A 15,521-nucleotide genomic window follows, 5' to 3' on the forward strand; every position below is an offset into this window, starting at 1 on the left:
CCGGATCGGCCGCCCGGGGGCGATCGAGGGGCGCCCGAAATCGGCATGGAGCACCTCGAACCCGGCATCGAGGCTGGCGGGTGCGTTCGCCATCGGCCTCGGACCGGTGGCGGCGCCATGGCTCGCTTGGCGACCTGCCGGATCTTCCGCAGCGGATGCTGCGCCCGGATGCGCGCCTCCGGATCGGCATGGCTGGACAGCGATCCGCCCGTCCCGTCTGCACCGCGCATGCCTGTCTCCGCCGTTGATCCGCAGCGGGTGAATCATGTTCTGGAACCGGCGTCGAGATACGACTATTTCAGCAGCCTGGTAGAGGGCAATTCGCTCAAATGCGTTCCGGCGTCCCTCAAGGGTCCCGCCTTCGCCATAGCGGGGGCGCTTGTAGCCATGGCCCATGATGTCAGCTCGCACACGGTCATCCGCACCGGTCTTCAAGAGCCGGTCTTGGACATAGTGGCGCAGGCAATAGGCAGATTGCTGCGGTGTCTCCACTAGGCTATTGTTGCGTAGATATTTTTTACCAGCGCGGACCAGCCAGACGCCTTGTGATGATACCGGGTGCAGCCCCAGCGCTTGCCAGGCGTTTCGCGGCTTCCAGGGAAACGCCGAGAAGCGGGATCTCCCGGGCGGTGTGGCCGACCTTCAATGCGCGGCCATTCGCTGCAATCACAAGATGGGGGATTTTGGCTTCGACACGCCAGTCCGCGGCAGGGGCGTCGGTTACCTCGGAAGGGCGCGCGCCAGTATTGACCATCGCCAAGAGGACATCACGGGCTTCCTGGTTCAGGCTCCCCAAAGCACCAGGCGGCAGAAGCTTGTCGCGTACCCAAGGCAGTGAGAAGGGCGGGCGCCGGTTTTCGGGGGCTTCCTTGAGGTTCAGCCCCCGGAAGGGGGTGGCGATGTCCAGGTCATGGGCGCGGGCCTAGGTCGAGAAGATGGTGGACAGATGGCCGAACATCTTGTTCGCGTATTGCGGCGTCAATCCGCCCGCGGTGATCCGCTCCGCCCACCATTTCCGAAAGGCCAGGGCCTGCGCCCTGGTGATCTGGTCGATTGGCGGGTCGCCGGTAATCTCTTCCCATTCGTCCAGGGCCATGATCCTGGGATTGCGCCATTTTTCAAGCTGCGCTGCGCTCTTGTGACGGTGGTCTGCCTTGGACAGCTCCTGAACCTCGGCCTATAGCCCTTTCATGTTCGGAAGGGCGGCCGGGAAGGTGCCAAGGATTGCACTAGCGACAGCGGGGCTGCCGATCCTCGCAGCGGCGGCCATGGTCCTTCGGATGACCTCTTTCGGATCGGCGCCCGGTGCCACCATCTCGCCGAGCGGTACGTAGGCAAAGCCCCTTGCTTCCGCCAGGCGGTGCGCGGCCATGTAGTGCTCGCGCGCGTTGCCGGTCTTGCCAGCTGCCAGGGCTTCCCACTCGGCGGCAATATGTTTCGCCACGTCCCCGGCCTTTACGTTCGCCTCGGCGAGGCTGTCGGTGTGCAGGGCAATCCTCACGAAATTGACCGGCAGGCCATCCGCCCCGAGCACAAGTCCGGCCATTGCCTTGGGGACCCGCTTGACCCAGTAATACCGTCCCCGGTCGAAGGTGACGCCGGGGGCCTTGCGTGATTTCGGCATCGCGACGCCTTTGCATTCAGACATCGGAATAGTCGCTGCGCAGAGCGCGCGGTCAAGTCGAATGTTGCGGGATTTGGAACTCCGGGAAGGTCAAATTTCGCGGATTTCTTAGGTCAAGCTGCTGTTTTTATTGGATATTATTGTTCACAGCGCATCAATGCGATGGAGCGGGTGAAGGGAATCGAACCCTCGTCGTCAGCTTGGGAAGCTGCTGCTCTACCATTGAGCTACACCCGCCTTGGAATGACCGGATATCCGGCCCCGGAAGGGGCGTCAAGCCGGTTTTCGCAGGGCATCGCAATGCCCTGCGGCAGGTCTCAGCCGCGCGGATGGGCGCCGTGATAGACATCCATCAGACGCGCAGCGTCCAGCGAGGTATAGGCCTCGGTAGTCGACAGGTTGGCATGGCCCAGGAGCTCCTGGATGGTCCTGAGGTCCCCGCCGCGGTTCAGCAGGTGGCTGGCGAAGCTGTGGCGCAGCGCATGCGGCGTCGCCGTGGCGGGCAGGCCGAGCTGCAGCCGCGTCGCGCGGATCACCTTCTGGATGGCGCTCTGGCTCAGCGTGCCGCCCTTGGCGCCGCGGAACAGCGGCCCGCCCGGCGACAGCTCCCACGGGCAGAGGCGGCGGTAGCGCTCGACCGCCTCGCGGGCGACCGGCAGGACCGGCACGACGCGTTCCTTGCCGCCCTTGCCGACGATGCGCAGGCTCTCGCGCAGCGGCGCCTGGCCTGCATCGAGTCCCAGCGCTTCGGAAATGCGCAGTCCGCAGCCGTAGAGCAGCGTCACCACAGCCACGTCGCGGGCGGCAACCCAGGGATCGCGGGCCTGCAGCTCGACGGTTTCCAGCACCGCCTTCGCCGCGTCCTCGGTCAGCGGGCGGGGGAGCTTGCGGGTGTAGCGCGGCGAACGGGTGGAGAGCACCGCGGTGGCGTCGAAGGCCTCGCGCTCGGACCACCAGTTGTAGAAGCTCTTCACCGCCGACAGCGCCCGCGCCCGCGAGCGTGCCGCCAGGCCCTTGCCGGTCTCGTGGGCCAGCCAGGCGCGCATCGCCGTCAGGTCGACGGCGCGCAGGCTCGCAGGCGCGGCGCCGCCCTCCAGATAGCCGGCCATGAAGCCCAGATAGTCGCGCAGGTCGCCGCCATAGGCCAGGATCGTCGCGTCCGAGGCGTCGTCGAGCGCCTTCAGCGAGGTCAGCCAGCGTTCCAGCAGGTCGCGGGTGGCCGGGGGCAGGTCGATCACGCGAGCAGCCCGCGCAGCGTGCGTTCGCAGACCCGGCCGAACAGCTCCAGCAGGTCGGTCGCGTGGCTGGGCAGGTACTGGTCGGGATCGGAGGCCCCGATGGCCAGCAGTGCTGCCGGGGCGGTGTCGCCGAGCTCCAGCCGGTAGAGCGCCTCGCTGCGGATCGGGCCGCGGCTCTCGTCATGCAGCCGCGGCATCTTCTCGGGGACGCGGCGCAGCGCGATCGGCACCGGGCGGCCGGAGCGCCAGCTGTCGATGTAGCGGGTGATGTCGCCCATTCCCACCGGCACCAGAACGGAATGCTCGATCGGCATGCGGCCCTCGACCAGGATGCGGATCGAAGCGGCGCGCAGGATGTCGGCGACGTCGCTGCCGAGGCAGTCGAGGAAGGCCTCCAGCTGCAGCGGGCCGATCATCGCCAGGATGGCGCGGTGCACCTGGGTGGTGGTGGAGACGTTCTCGTAGGCCGCCGACAGCACGTTCTGGTGCGTGTTCTCCAGACGGGACAGCCGGTCTTCCAGCCGCGCGATGGCCAGGCCCCGCAGGTCGATCACGTTCTTGCCGCGCATGCCGTCATCGGCGGCGATCAGCGCCGCCATCAGCTCGGGGTCCTCCAGCACGGCCCCCGCATTCCTGAGGATCTGGTCGCGCACGTCGGGCTTCACGGCGGTGGCCGTTTCGATATGGGTCATCTGCTCTGCTGCCTCGGGCTTGTTCTTTTCCCGGAGGCTACCGCATTTTCCGCCGCATGGGAATCTCCGAACCCTTAACGCGGGCGCGCAGGGCGGATAGGCTCGGCACCGTGTCCTGCCGATAGCGAGTGATCCCATGTCCGACCTGCCGCCCCGTCCCGACGTCGTCCCGCTGGGCGACGGTCCCGCAGCGATTGCCGGGGGCGCATGGCCCGACCGCCAGATCGCGCATGTGCTGCGCCCCGAATTGCAGTCCTTCGCCGCGGAGGCGCCGCGGGCGCGCGCGCTCGTGCTTGCGGGCGGCGGCTATACGAAGCTGATGCTGGACAAGGAGGGTACCGAGGTGGCGCTCTGGCTCGCGGCGCAGGGGATCGAGGCGCATGTGCTGGTCCACCGCCTGCCGGGCCAGGCGGACGGGGCCGGCGGCGTCTGGCCCGCCGATGCGGCGCTGCAGGACGGGCTGGCGGCGCTGGCCCATCTGGACGCGCTGGAACCCTTGCCGCTCTTCCTCTTCGGGCTGTCTTCGGGCGGGCATCTGGCGGGCGTGCTGGCCTGCCATGCGCCGGGCGCGGCGGGGGCGGTGATCACCTACGCGCCGATCAATGCCAATCACCGCCACCACAAGTACCCGCCGGGCAAGCCGGACTATCCGCCCGCCGAAAAGCAGGCCTTCTACGATGCCTGGCCAGTCGGGCTGGCGGAGCATCCCCACGGCGTGCCGCAGGTGCCGCTGTTCCTGGCCTATGCGCTCGGCGACCGCTCGGTGCCGGTGCAGCACCTGACGCGGCTACTGGAGACGGCGGCGGAGGCCGGGCTCGATGTCGATGCCCATGTCTTCGGCCGCGCGCCGCACGGCTTCGCGCTGCGCGACCGCGCGGGAAGCCATGCCGACTGGTCCGGCATGGCGCTGCGGTGGATGGAGCGGAGGATGGGAGTGGGTTAGGCGTCCGCCAGCCGTAGCAGGAGCCGACCGGTAATGTCGCTGCGGCGGACGATTCCAATCGGCTCGCCATTTGCATCAAGCTTCGGCAGAGACTCAAGGCCCGTATCCATCATCAATCTGAGCGCTTCTGCGTTGGTCGTCGAGTGCTCTGCAAATTCGCGGGTGACTTGAAGGAGTTCGGAAAGACCGGCACCATCGCCTTGGCTTCCCAGCATGTCCATGAAAGGTTGCCGCAGTTCATCGACCGAAAGAAGCGCCAGCAGGCGCGTGCCGTCTGCTGCCGCGACTACCTTTCCGGAGTCCTTTTCGCGGAACAGCACGGTGAGGGCCGGATCGAAGGCTATGAATGTCCGCAGATAAGTTTCGATGGCGTCGGCGAGATATCCGCCGCGGCCAAGCATGAGAGACAGTCCTACCGGCTTGCCTGGCTGGAGGCGCTCGCGGAACCGTGCAAGCTGAGCAAGAGAGCCTTTCCCATAGAGAAAGATTTTCTCATCCTCAGTTGGTTCCTGAAGGCTACGCGCAATGGCGGGCGACTTCGCTTCCAGCCGGAACACGGCGCCCCAGCCGCCGGGACCCGAGATCTCGGCGATCCTTCCGGTGGCGATGCCATAGATCGCCAGAGGAAGGAGAATGGCGCTGAGTAGGCCGAGCGTGTCGGTCACCTTGTAGTGCTGATTGGCAGCAGCAAGTGCAAGGAGCGCGGCTAGGGCCAGACCCGCCAGCATGGCCGCATGGAGCGGACGTGCATGTGTCATGGGAAATCCTTCCTATAATGAATTCGAACAATGGTCGCATGCTTGGCCAAAACAGCGCCCGTGTCGAGTCCCGAGGTCCGCGGCATCCGACGAAACCGAGTTCCCGCTTCCCCTCGGCGCACGGGCGTCCTATCAGCGCAGGGACTCCCCCCGGCGGCCTGTTTGCGTTAACAGGTCCGTGACCCGCGAGGGGAGGCCAAAGGAGAGAGCGCATGAAATTCTTTGTCGATTCCGCCGATATCGACGCGATCGCCGAGCTGAACGATCTGGGCATGGTCGACGGCGTGACCACCAACCCGTCGCTGATCATGAAGTCGGGCCGCGACATCCTCGAAGTGACGAAAGAGATCTGCGCCCTTGTCGAGGGCCCGGTGTCTGCCGAGGTGGTCTCCACCGAAGCCGGCAAGATGATCGCAGAGGGCCGCAAGCTGGCCGAGATCGCGCCGAACATCACCGTCAAGGTGCCGCTGACCTGGGACGGGCTGAAGGCCTGCAAGGTGCTCTCGGGCGAGGGCAAGATGGTCAACGTCACGCTCTGCTTCTCGGTCAACCAGGCGCTGCTGGCCGCGAAGGCCGGGGCGACCTTCATCTCCCCGTTCATCGGACGCCTCGACGACATCAACCTCGACGGCATGGAGCTGATCGCGGATATCCGCGAGGTCTACGACAATTACGGCTTCGAGACCCAGATCCTCGCCGCCTCGATCCGCTCGGCCAACCATGTCGCCGAAAGCGCGCGCATCGGTGCCGACGTGATCACCGCGCCGCCCTCGGTGATCAAGGGGCTTGTCAGCCACCCGCTGACCGACAAGGGCCTGGCGGCCTTCCTCGCCGATATCGAGAAGACCGGGCAGAAGATCCTCTGATCTTCCTGCCTTCGGGACCGATGCAGGGGCCGGGCCGCAAGGTCCGGCCCCTGCCGTGTCTGCGGCGGCGCCCTGGGCCACGGCTGGCGCGCCCGGCCCGGCGGCGAGGCCTGCCGCGCGCCCGACGCAAGGAGGCCCCATGGCTGGCGGCACTGCAGAGCAGCGCGCTGCGCCGGAATGGATCCTCCGCAAGCTGGCGGAGCACGGGCTGCCCTACCAGATCGCCGGAGGGCTGGCCGCCGTCGCGCATGACGCCACGCGCCCGCTGAACGACATCGACCTCTATGCGCCGCTCGGCACGGGCGCCGAAGGCTTCCTGGCGGATATCGCGGACCATGTCGTCTGGGGACCGGAGGCGGTCGCGGACGGCCCCTGGGACATCACCTAGCTGAAGGCGGTGCATGGCGGCCGGAAGATCGAGATCGGGGACTCGCGCGGGCGGGGGATCCTCTGTGCCGCGACCGGGGAATGGGTGGAGCAGCGCATCGGTTTCCGCCGCTGGGCGACACGCGAGGTGTTCGGCTGCAAGGTGCAGGTGATGTCCGCCGCGGATCTGGTGGCCTACAAGGCGGTGCTCGGCAGCGAGGTCGACCGGCAGGACATCCGGGAGCTTGGCGGCCTGCGCTGATCCTGCGGCTGATCCTGCATGGCGGCAACGGAGCGGCAGGCCGGCGCCCAAGGGCCGACCTGCCTGTCCATGCGCGGATGGCGGCTGCGGAAATGCGCCGCGCTGTCCGGCGGACCGGATGCCGTTCCGGCCACGTCAGCTGGTTGCCCGCTGGCCGTGTCCTCCCCCGGAACCCCTCCGATTTCTCCAGATAGCCCGCGGAACGTTGCGTCCTCCTTGATCCAGATCAATTCCATGCAATTTTTGCGGGTTTCGAATCGAAGAGGTTCCCGCATTGCGGGTGATCGCAAACGCAAAGGGCGCGCGGAAACCGCGCGCCCAGGTCAGGCGGCATGGATCGGGATCAGCCCTGGTCGGAGGGCGCTGCGGGCGGCGGTGCCTTCGGCGCGGGCGGCGGCAGCGCTTCCTTGGCATCGGCCAGCGGGTTCTCGTGGCGCTGGACCGAGCCCTCGAAATGGGCGCCGGCCTCGATCGCGATGGTCTTGTGGATGATGTCGCCCTCGACCTTCGCGGTGGAGGTCAGGCGGACCTTCAGGCCGCGGACGCGGCCGATCACCCGGCCATTGACCACGACGTCATCGGCAACGATCTCGCCGGAGACCACGGCGCCCTCGCCGACGGTCAGGAGCTGGGCGCGGATATCGCCCTCCACCTTGCCCTGGACAGTGATGTCGCCCGCGGTGCGGACATTGCCGACGACGGTGAGATCGGAGGACAGGACGGACACCGGTGCTTTCGGGGCGGGAGCGGAGGGAACCGGGCTGGACATCGCGGGCGCGCCCTTCGGTTCCGCCTGGGCCTTGTCTGGTTCCCCCGCCGGCTTCGGCGCCGGATCGGTCAGTTTATTTTTGGAAAACATCGCGTGCTGCCGTGATATAGGTCATTGGGTTGGTCGGCTTGCCGCCGACACGGACCTCGTAGTGCAGGTGCGTGCCGGTGGAGCGGCCCGAATTACCCATAGCACCGACAACCTCGCCTTTCGAGACTTTCTGTCCGACCTTGACCTTGATCTTCGACATGTGGCCGTAGCGCGTCTCGATTCCGAATTCGTGACGGACCGTCACCAGCCGGCCGTAGCCGCTCATCCAGCCCGCATAGGTCACCACGCCGTCCGCGGTGGAGCGGACCGGCGTGCCGTAGGCGGCCGCGAAATCGACGCCCTCATGCATCCGCGACGATCCCCGGATCGGATCGCGCCGGTAGCCGAAGGGCGAGGTCTCGCGGTACTTTCCCTCGATCGGCATCGCCATCGGCAGCGCGTCGATCGCCATGTTGTAGAGGTTCAGCGTCTGCATGTGCGTCAGGATGTTGTTGGCCCGCGCCGTTTCCGGCCCGGCCTCGCCGCTGGTCGAGTAGGAGATCGGCTCCAGCGGGCCGCCCTTGCCGTCATAGCGGTTGCGCATCGTGTCGATCAGCTGGTCGGGGTTCAGCCCGACCTTCGCGAAGAGCTTGTCGAGCGGGTCCATCGACACCGTCACGGCATCCTCGAGCTTGGAGAAGATGCGGTCGTTCTTCTCGCCTTCCAGACGCAGGGTCAGGTTCAGGTCGGCCAGCTCGGCTTCGCTTTGAGCCAGTTGGTCGGCCAGAGCCTGGCGCTCTTCGGCCATGTCGCCCAGGGCGCCGGTCATCAGCGCGAGGGCGGCATCGTCTGCCGCGTCGGCGGCTTCGCCCTTTTCCAGGGCGGCGAGGCGGTCGGTGGCATTGTCCAGCCCGGCCTGCGCGGTGCGCAGCTGCTGGCGGAGCATCTCGGTCTCGTCGGATTTCTCCTTGGCGGAGAGCTCGGCGTCGAAGATGCGGGTCTGGAGGGTGGAAAGCTGGCCGAGGAGCGTGGCGAACTGGTCCTGCGCGGCGAGGGCTTCCATGTGGCGGCGGTCGCGTTCGGCGGCCAGCGCGTTGATCCGGGTTTCGTACACCTGCCGGTCGGCGGCGGCCTGTTCGCGGCTGGCGGTGCCCTGGGCGAACTGGACGGTGACCAGCGCGGTGGCGGTGACGGTCCATCCGACAAGCATTATGCCGCCTGCCCAGGCAAGGATCTGGTCCCGGCTTCGCAATCGTACGAAGCGGGTGCCGTCATCGGATTTCAGGAAAATCCGCTTCTCTGAAAACAGTCCCGACCGCTTCCCGGGGGCATTCTCGAATCCAAGCGTCTTCATCAACACACTCCCTGGCTGGTCGGACTTTCGCGACTTGACATGCTCGTGACCTTCGAGGGGCACGCTTAGCTGCTGGGGCGCCTTGCAGCAATATCTAGATGCGTCGCATGCCGGGGGGCTGATATGTTGGGGCCAAAATCGGCGAATTCTCGCCGATAAAGCCGACTCGGAAGATTGCGGGGAACCCTGCGGCAGGGATGCAACATTGCCGGAACGGCAGGCCGGAACGCGCCGCGGCGAAGGGCGGAAATTCAAATGGTTAACCTGCGTGTCGGAGCCGAAGGCATGCTGCAGCGCAGAAAAAACCGGCGCCGGAGGGGCCCTGGCGGATGCCCAACCGCCGTGCGCCGCTTTCCGCAGCGGCATGGGGATAACTCTTGCCGGATGCGCCTCCAAAGGCGGCGGAAAGCTGTCGGAGCGGGAATCGCGGGCCCGGATTCGAGGGCAGGACAGTGCCGCGCGTCGCCTGCGCGCGCCCTTCTGGGCGGTGCGGATCGGATCAGGTGGGGAAGATGGCTCCGGCGGTAGGGATCGAACCTACGACCAATTGATTAACAGTCAACTGCTCTACCGCTGAGCTACGCCGGAACATGTTTCGGACCTGTGGTCCCGGATCACGGTCAGGCAGCCAGCCTGCGGACCCGTTTCGGTGCCTGTGGCACACAGCTTCCAGATCGGGGTGATCTGGCTCCGGCGGTAGGGATCGAACCTACGACCAATTGATTAACAGTCAACTGCTCTACCGCTGAGCTACGCCGGAACGCTGTGGAGGGCTATCTATCCAAGGCCCCCGGGGGGTGCAAGAGGGTTTTGCCGCCGGATTTGCTTTTTTGTTCCTGACCTTCGGAAAACACCGCCGCGGGCGAAAGCGCGGGCTCGGCCGAGACCAGACCGCGCCCCGACATCTCCACCAGATGCGCCAGCAGGTTGCGCGACGCGGCAGGCCAGAGCGCCCGGCCGACATCATGGTAGATCCGTTCGGTCAGCGCGGGCAGGGTGCCGGGTCCCTCGGCAAGGGCGGCGAGGATCTGCGCCTCCCGGCCGCGGCGATGGGCGACCAGCGCGTCGATCCGGGCCGCCGGATCGGCGACGGGGGCGCCATGGGCGGGGTAGAGCACGGTCTCCGGCCGTGCCCGCAGCCGCGCGCAGGAGCGGTAGAAATCCGCGAGGTCGCCGTCGGGCGGCGAGACGAGCGAGCTCGACCATCCCATGACGATGTCGCCCGAGAAGATTGCGCCGTTCCAGGCGAAGCACAGGTGGTTGCCCATGTGCCCCGGCGTGTGCAGCGCCTCCATCGTTCCGTCTTCCAGCTCCAGGCTTTCTCCGTCGGCGAGGCAGCGGTCGGGGGCGAAGGACGTATCGGTGCCTTCGCCGCCGCCGATCAGGCCCTCCGCCGCCAGTTCGGCCATGGCGGCGCTGCGTCCCGCCTCCGGGCCGCCGAAGGCTAGCACCGGCGCGCCGGTCGCGCGGGCGAGGGCGGAAACCAGCCCGCTATGGTCGCGGTGGCTGTGGGTCACGAGGATATGGCGCAGCCGCGCCCCTCCGATCGCTGCCAGCAGCGCCGAAAGATGCGCGGGGTCGTCCGGACCCGGATCGACCAGCGCCAGTTCGCGGCGGCCGATCAGGTAGGTGTTTGTGCCGCGGAAGGTCATCGGCGAGGGGTTCGGCGCTAGGATGCGCCTGAGCCCGGGAGCGATCTCCTCCGCCTTGCCGGGGTCCGGGTCGAATTCCGCCTGTGCCGCCATGCCGTGCCGTGCCTCCGCGTTTTGCGGCTTTGCGCCGCCGGTGCTTCTGCTAGAGCTAGGCCATGGCAGGCCTAAGTCTCAAACCCTATATGCCGCAGAGCCTCACCTGGCGCGCGACTCTCATCCTTCTCCTGCCGGTGGTGATCCTGCAGCTGGTGGTGTCCATCGTCTTCATCCAGCGCCATGTCGACGACGTGACCGCGCAGATGACCGACAGCGTGCTGGTGGAGCTGAACTACCTGCTGGGCGAGATCGACTCTGCACGCACGCTGGAAGCCGCCCGTCTGGTGGCGCGCGATCTGGGGCCGAAGCTGGGCATCCGGGTGACGATCCCCTCGCAGGACGACATGGAAGAGGGCTACCGCTGGTACGATCTCTCGGGCGGGCCGGTGATCGAGGCGCTGCGGGCCGGGCTGCCGCGGACGATCGCCATCGATCTGGTGCGCTCGAAAAGCAGCGTCCACATGCGGGTGCCGACCCGCTACGGCAATGTCGACCTGCGCTTCGACCGCGAGCGGGTCTCGGCCTCGAATCCCCACCAGCTGCTGGTGCTGATGCTGTTCACCGGGCTGCTGATGACGCTGATCGCCTATCTCTTCCTGCGCAACCAGTTGAAGCCGATCACCCGGCTGGCGGCGGCGGCGCAGGATTTCGGCAAGGGACGCCATGTCGCCTACAAGCCCTCCGGCGCGCGGGAAGTGCGGCTGGCGGGGCTTGCCTTCCTCGACATGCGCGACCGGATCGAGCGCCAGATCGAAAGCCGCACGCTGATGCTCTCGGGGATCAGCCACGACCTGCGCACGCCGCTGACCAGGATGCGGCTGGAACTGTCGCTGATGGACGAGAGCGAGGAGACCGAGGCGCTGACCCGCGACGTGGCCGACATGGAGCGGCTGGTGAACGAGTTCCTGTCCTTCGCCCGCGGCGATGCGCTGGAAGCGGCCGAGCCCGTCGATGCGGCGGAGCTGCTGCGGGATTTCGTGGCGCGCAGCGAGCGCGGAGGTTTGCCGGTGTCGCTGGCGCGCTGCGACGAGACCGGGACGGTGCAGATGCGGCCGATGGCGGTGCAGCGCGCGCTCGACAATCTGGTGGGCAACGCCGTGCGCTACGGCAGCCATGCCTGGATCAGCCTGGAGGCGGGCAAGCGGTCGCTGACGATCCGGGTCGAGGATGACGGGCCGGGCATCCCCGAGGTGCAGCGCGACCAGGCAGTGAAGGCCTTCGCGCGGCTCGATCCGGCGCGCAACCAGAACCTGCCGGGAGTCGGGCTCGGCCTGTCGATCGCGGCGGACATCGCGCGCAGCCATGGCGGCCAGCTGCGGCTGGGAAGCAGCAGCGCCCATGGCGGTCTGCGCGCCGACTTGCTGCTGGCCCGCTAGGGGCGGTGCAGGGCACCGTCTGCGCGGGCCGGGGCGGGGGCTGCCGGTGCCGCAGCATGCGGTCTGGCCCGATGGGCTGAACGGGTCGCCGCGAGCGGCGCGGCGCTGTCTCGCTGGCGGGCGTGTCCGGCTTTGCAGCAGGGCGTGCCCGCAAGCCCGGTCCGTGGGCGGCTTCAAGTCGGGAAACTGACATGGCCTCCGCACTTGCGGCGGCCGGACCGCCCTTGCGGGCGGCGATGCTTGCGCGGGCCCCGGCGCTCAGCGCTGCAGAAGGGCGCTGACCGGCAGCCGGGCCAGATCGCGCCGGATCTGCTGGCGCAGGGCTTCGGCGGCTGCAACCTGCAGGCGGCGGTGGCGGTCGGTGCGGCGGCGGAGTTCCTCGCTGCCGCCGAGTTCGGCGCCGGCCTGCCACAGGCCGAGTGCGCTCAGCTGGCGCAGCGAGAATATCATGAGGCGAAGGTAGACCATGGGCGTCTCCGTAAGAAACTGGACTCTCCCCCAACCCGGTCTCGGCCCAAAAGTTACGCCGCGCAAAAAGCCAGATGGTTAACGGGCCGCGCGGAACCGCTCCGGACATGCCGATGCCGAATCTTCGGGCGGGAATGCGCGTCAAAGTTGCAAACTGCGTACGCGCGTGCCGCCGGTCTGCCCGCGGCACGCGCGGTCCGGAGACTCGGCCGGACAGGCGTTCGCGGGCCTGTGCCGGTCATCTCCGTTGGAGATGCGCGGTTTTGGAATATGATCGCGCATGGGGCATTGCGGGAGGACAGGGCATCATGAAGACGATTCTCGCTGGTTCGGACCTGTCGCCCCGCTCCGCCCGGGCGCGGCAGCGGGCACAGGCCCTGGCCGCCGCGCATGGCGCGACGCTGGTTCTCTGCTGCGTGATCGATGCCGACCTGCCGCCGGCGCTGTCGGCCCGTCTGCTCGAAGACGCCCGGCGCGAGCTTGAAAGGCAGGGCCGGGATCTGCCGCCCTGCAGGACCGAGCTGCGGGTGGAGCGCGGCGCGCCGGCCGGGACGCTGCTCGCGGCGATTGCGGAAACCGGGCCGGATCTGGTGGTGCTCGGGACGCACCGGCCGCGCCCGGTCTGGGACATGGTCTCCGGGACAACCGCCGAACGGATCGTGCGGGCGACCGGCCGTCCGGTCCTGCTGGTCTCGCGTCCGGCCGGGGCGCCGTACCGCAGCGTGCTCTGCGGCATCGACCTTTCGAAAGCCTGCGCCGCCGCGGCCCGCTGGGCGGCAGAGCTGGCACCGGAGGCCCGGTTCTCCAGCTTCCACGCGCTGCAGCTTCCGCTCCGCGGCCGGCCTGCGCCGGACCGGGACGCGGCGGAGCTTGCGCCGTTTCTGGAAGATGCCAGGGCACGGATCGACCATTGGTGGCTGGAGGAAGCGCTGCCGCGGCAGCTGCCCAGGCCGGAGCCCCGCGCCCTGCCGGTCGAAGATGCCCTTGCCGAGGCGATGGACGCTGCGGCGCCCGATCTGGTGGCGGTGGGGGCGCATGCCCGGACAGCCGCCGTGCCGGGGCTGCTCGGCAGCTTCGCCCGGGCGCTGGTCAGGTCGCCTCCGGCCGATCTGCTGATCCTGCGGGGCTGAGGTGCGCGGCATGGCGGATTGGTAGGCCCGGAGGGACTTGAACCCCCAACCAAAGTGTTATGAGCACTCTGCTCTAACCATTGAGCTACAGGCCCGCCGCCGAAAGGGCTATCAGACGGGCAGGCGGCGTCAAGGGGCCGCGGGACGCGAGACGATTGCACTGATCCCGGGACTGCTATAGGCGGAGCCCGCGCAGCGAAGGATCGAGACATGAGCGACGGAAAGAACGGCCTGACCTATGCCGAGGCAGGGGTGGATATCGCGGCAGGCAATGCGCTGGTGGAGCGGATCAAGCCCGCGGCCGCGGCGACCTCTCGCCCGGGGGTGATGTCGGGCCTGGGCGGCTTCGGCGCGCTCTTCGACCTCAAGGGCGCAGGCTACCAGGATCCGATCCTCGTGGCGGCGACCGACGGCGTCGGCACCAAGCTGCGGCTGGCCATCGATACCGGCCATGTCTCCACCGTCGGCATCGACCTCGTGGCCATGTGCGTCAACGACCTGATCTGCCAGGGCGCCGAACCGCTGTTCTTCCTCGACTATTTCGCCACCGGCAAGCTCGAGCTGGAGGCTGCGACCCAGGTGATCGAAGGCATCGCCAAGGGCTGCGAACTGTCTGGCTGCGCGCTGATCGGCGGCGAGACCGCCGAGATGCCCGGCATGTATCCGGCGGGCGATTTCGACCTGGCGGGCTTTGCCGTCGGCGCGATGGAGCGCGGCGCGCACCTGCCCGCGGACGTGGCCGAGGGCGACGTGCTGCTGGGCCTCGCCTCGGACGGCGTGCATTCCAACGGCTATTCTCTTGTGCGCAAGATCGTCGAGTCGGCCGGGCTAACCTGGGACGACCAGGCGCCCTTCATCGGCGAGACCCTGGGCAAGGCGCTGCTGGTGCCGACCCGGCTCTACGTAAAGCCGCTGAAGGCCGCGATCGCCGCGGGCGGCGTGCATGCGCTGGCGCATATCACCGGCGGCGGGCTGACCGAGAACGTGCCGCGCGTGCTGCCCGAAGGGCTGGGCGTCACCATCGACCTGTCGAGCTGGACGCTGCCGCCGGTCTTTGCCTGGCTCGCGAAGGCGGGCGGGCTGACGCAGGCGGAGATGCTCAAGACCTTCAACAGCGGCATCGGCATGGTCGTCGCGGTCGCGGCCGACCGCGCGGACGCGATCGAGGCGCTGCTGAAGGCCGAGGGCGAGACCGTCTCCCGCATCGGCACCGTGACCGCGGGCGAGGGCGTGACCTACGAGGGGTCGCTCGCTTGACGAAACGCGTCGCGATCCTGATTTCCGGCGGGGGCTCCAACATGGTGGCCCTTGCCGACTCGATGACCGGCGGACATCCCGCGCGGCCGTGCCTGGTGCTGTCGAACAATGCCGGTGCGGGCGGGCTGGAAAAGGCCGCCGCGCGCGGCATCCCGACGGCTGTCGTCGACCACCGGCCCTTCGGCAAGGATCGCCCGGCCTTCGAGGCCGAACTGACCCGCGTCCTGGACGCGGCACAGCCCGACATCATCTGCTTCGCCGGCTTCATGCGCGTGCTGACCGAGGGCTTCGTCGCCCGCTGGCACGGCAAAATGCTGAACATCCACCCGTCGCTGCTGCCGAAATACCGCGGGCTGCACACCCATGCCCGCGCGATCGAGGCGGGCGACGCGCAGCATGGCTGCACCGTGCACGAGGTCACGCCGGAACTCGACGGCGGCCCGATCCTCGGACAGGCCGAGCTGCAGATCCTGCCCGACGACACCCCCGAAAGCCTCGCCGCCCGCGTGCTGCCGCTGGAGCACCGCCTCTACCCGGAGGCGCTGCGCCGCTTCGCGACGGGCGACCGGAGCCGATTCACCCTCACTTGACATTGCGCCGCCGCGGGCCGCATCGTTGGCCATCGCGCCAAGGCCACGGA

The 15,521-nt window shown here is 68.1% G+C and carries 17 protein-coding genes and 4 tRNA genes; 8 read left to right on the forward strand and 13 right to left on the reverse strand.

Features of this window, described 5'->3' with window-relative positions; translation table 11 throughout:
• Nucleotides 1–922 precede the first annotated feature (922 nt).
• From HCC78_RS13515 to HCC78_RS13535, 5 genes are all read right to left on the reverse strand, one after another.
• Complete coding sequence (locus HCC78_RS13515) at nucleotides 923–1,096, reverse strand: hypothetical protein (protein ID WP_172329320.1); 174 nt, start codon at nucleotides 1,094–1,096, stop codon at nucleotides 923–925.
• Between the two features lie 81 nt (nucleotides 1,097–1,177).
• Nucleotides 1,178–1,624, reverse strand: coding sequence for a DUF6538 domain-containing protein (locus tag HCC78_RS13520; RefSeq protein WP_172329321.1), 447 nt, complete (start codon nucleotides 1,622–1,624; stop codon nucleotides 1,178–1,180).
• Nucleotides 1,625–1,787: 163 nt separating this feature from the next.
• Nucleotides 1,788–1,861: transfer RNA gene (locus HCC78_RS13525), tRNA-Gly, on the reverse strand.
• Nucleotides 1,862–1,941: 80 nt separating this feature from the next.
• Nucleotides 1,942–2,859 carry a tyrosine recombinase XerC gene (locus HCC78_RS13530; protein WP_371743834.1) on the reverse strand — a complete coding sequence of 306 codons (918 nt, stop codon included), beginning with the start codon at nucleotides 2,857–2,859 and terminating at the stop codon, nucleotides 1,942–1,944.
• A complete protein-coding gene (locus HCC78_RS13535; RefSeq protein WP_172329323.1) occupies nucleotides 2,859–3,554 on the reverse strand; it encodes a DUF484 family protein in 696 nt (231 codons plus the stop codon). Before HCC78_RS13535 ends, HCC78_RS13530 begins: the two co-directional genes overlap by 1 nt.
• A 136-nt stretch (nucleotides 3,555–3,690) precedes the next feature.
• Here HCC78_RS13535 and HCC78_RS13540 point away from each other — a divergent pair, with 136 nt between their 5' ends.
• Nucleotides 3,691–4,497, forward strand: a complete 807-nt coding sequence (locus HCC78_RS13540) for a S9 family peptidase (RefSeq protein ID WP_172329324.1) — start codon at nucleotides 3,691–3,693, stop codon at nucleotides 4,495–4,497.
• On the opposite strand, the gene HCC78_RS13545 is transcribed toward HCC78_RS13540, so the two are convergent.
• Complete coding sequence (locus HCC78_RS13545) at nucleotides 4,494–5,255, reverse strand: CBS domain-containing protein (protein WP_172329325.1); 762 nt, start codon at nucleotides 5,253–5,255, stop codon at nucleotides 4,494–4,496. The genes HCC78_RS13540 and HCC78_RS13545 overlap by 4 nt on opposite strands.
• A 212-nt stretch (nucleotides 5,256–5,467) precedes the next feature.
• On the opposite strand from HCC78_RS13545, the gene fsa reads away from it, so the two are divergent.
• The 3 genes from fsa to HCC78_RS13560 all read left to right on the forward strand — a co-directional run bounded on the left by fsa (nucleotide 5,468) and on the right by HCC78_RS13560 (nucleotide 6,749).
• On the forward strand, nucleotides 5,468–6,121 hold the full coding sequence (gene fsa / locus HCC78_RS13550; RefSeq protein WP_172329326.1) for a fructose-6-phosphate aldolase: 654 nt from the start codon (nucleotides 5,468–5,470) through the stop codon (nucleotides 6,119–6,121).
• 139 nt (nucleotides 6,122–6,260) lie between these two features.
• On the forward strand, nucleotides 6,261–6,509 hold the full coding sequence (locus HCC78_RS13555; RefSeq protein ID WP_172329327.1) for a hypothetical protein: 249 nt from the start codon (nucleotides 6,261–6,263) through the stop codon (nucleotides 6,507–6,509).
• 9 nt (nucleotides 6,510–6,518) lie between these two features.
• Complete coding sequence (locus HCC78_RS13560) at nucleotides 6,519–6,749, forward strand: hypothetical protein (RefSeq protein WP_172329328.1); 231 nt, start codon at nucleotides 6,519–6,521, stop codon at nucleotides 6,747–6,749.
• A gap of 343 nt (nucleotides 6,750–7,092) precedes the next feature.
• On the opposite strand, the gene HCC78_RS13565 is transcribed toward HCC78_RS13560, so the two are convergent.
• The 5 genes from HCC78_RS13565 to HCC78_RS13585 form a co-directional block, all read right to left on the reverse strand.
• Nucleotides 7,093–7,608 carry a polymer-forming cytoskeletal protein gene (locus tag HCC78_RS13565; protein ID WP_172329329.1) on the reverse strand — a complete coding sequence of 172 codons (516 nt, stop codon included), beginning with the start codon at nucleotides 7,606–7,608 and terminating at the stop codon, nucleotides 7,093–7,095.
• Complete coding sequence (locus HCC78_RS13570; RefSeq protein ID WP_172329330.1) at nucleotides 7,592–8,902, reverse strand: DUF5930 domain-containing protein; 1,311 nt, start codon at nucleotides 8,900–8,902, stop codon at nucleotides 7,592–7,594. Before HCC78_RS13570 ends, HCC78_RS13565 begins: the two co-directional genes overlap by 17 nt.
• Nucleotides 8,903–9,415: 513 nt before the next feature.
• Nucleotides 9,416–9,490 (reverse strand) — tRNA-Asn (locus HCC78_RS13575).
• A gap of 97 nt (nucleotides 9,491–9,587) precedes the next feature.
• A tRNA-Asn gene (locus HCC78_RS13580) sits at nucleotides 9,588–9,662 on the reverse strand.
• Between the two features lie 13 nt (nucleotides 9,663–9,675).
• On the reverse strand, nucleotides 9,676–10,647 hold the full coding sequence (locus tag HCC78_RS13585; RefSeq protein WP_172329331.1) for an MBL fold metallo-hydrolase: 972 nt from the start codon (nucleotides 10,645–10,647) through the stop codon (nucleotides 9,676–9,678).
• 62 nt (nucleotides 10,648–10,709) lie between these two features.
• Here HCC78_RS13585 and HCC78_RS13590 point away from each other — a divergent pair, with 62 nt between their 5' ends.
• A complete protein-coding gene (locus tag HCC78_RS13590; RefSeq protein ID WP_172329332.1) occupies nucleotides 10,710–12,026 on the forward strand; it encodes an ATP-binding protein in 1,317 nt (438 codons plus the stop codon).
• Between the two features lie 258 nt (nucleotides 12,027–12,284).
• Here the strand turns inward: HCC78_RS13590 and HCC78_RS13595 are convergent, their stop codons facing one another.
• On the reverse strand, nucleotides 12,285–12,494 hold the full coding sequence (locus HCC78_RS13595) for a hypothetical protein (RefSeq protein ID WP_172329333.1): 210 nt from the start codon (nucleotides 12,492–12,494) through the stop codon (nucleotides 12,285–12,287).
• A 308-nt stretch (nucleotides 12,495–12,802) separates the two neighbouring features.
• Between HCC78_RS13595 and HCC78_RS13600 the strand changes: the two genes are divergently transcribed.
• On the forward strand, nucleotides 12,803–13,624 hold the full coding sequence (locus tag HCC78_RS13600; RefSeq protein WP_172329334.1) for a universal stress protein: 822 nt from the start codon (nucleotides 12,803–12,805) through the stop codon (nucleotides 13,622–13,624).
• 19 nt (nucleotides 13,625–13,643) lie between these two features.
• Here the strand turns inward: HCC78_RS13600 and HCC78_RS13605 are convergent.
• Nucleotides 13,644–13,719: transfer RNA gene (locus tag HCC78_RS13605), tRNA-Ile, on the reverse strand.
• 115 nt (nucleotides 13,720–13,834) lie between these two features.
• Here HCC78_RS13605 and purM point away from each other — a divergent pair.
• Together purM and purN are read left to right on the forward strand one after the other, a co-directional pair.
• On the forward strand, nucleotides 13,835–14,881 hold the full coding sequence (purM, locus tag HCC78_RS13610) for a phosphoribosylformylglycinamidine cyclo-ligase (RefSeq protein WP_172329335.1): 1,047 nt from the start codon (nucleotides 13,835–13,837) through the stop codon (nucleotides 14,879–14,881).
• The gene (gene purN, locus HCC78_RS13615; protein WP_172329336.1) at nucleotides 14,878–15,471 is read left to right on the forward strand and encodes a phosphoribosylglycinamide formyltransferase; all 594 of its coding nucleotides are present in this window, start codon (nucleotides 14,878–14,880) and stop codon (nucleotides 15,469–15,471) included. The genes purM and purN overlap by 4 nt, the downstream gene beginning before the upstream one ends.
• Nucleotides 15,472–15,521 lie beyond the last annotated feature (50 nt).

This window comes from Mangrovicoccus sp. HB161399, assembly GCF_013184745.1.
In the GTDB taxonomy this organism is placed as follows: Bacteria; Pseudomonadota; Alphaproteobacteria; order Rhodobacterales; family Rhodobacteraceae; genus Mangrovicoccus.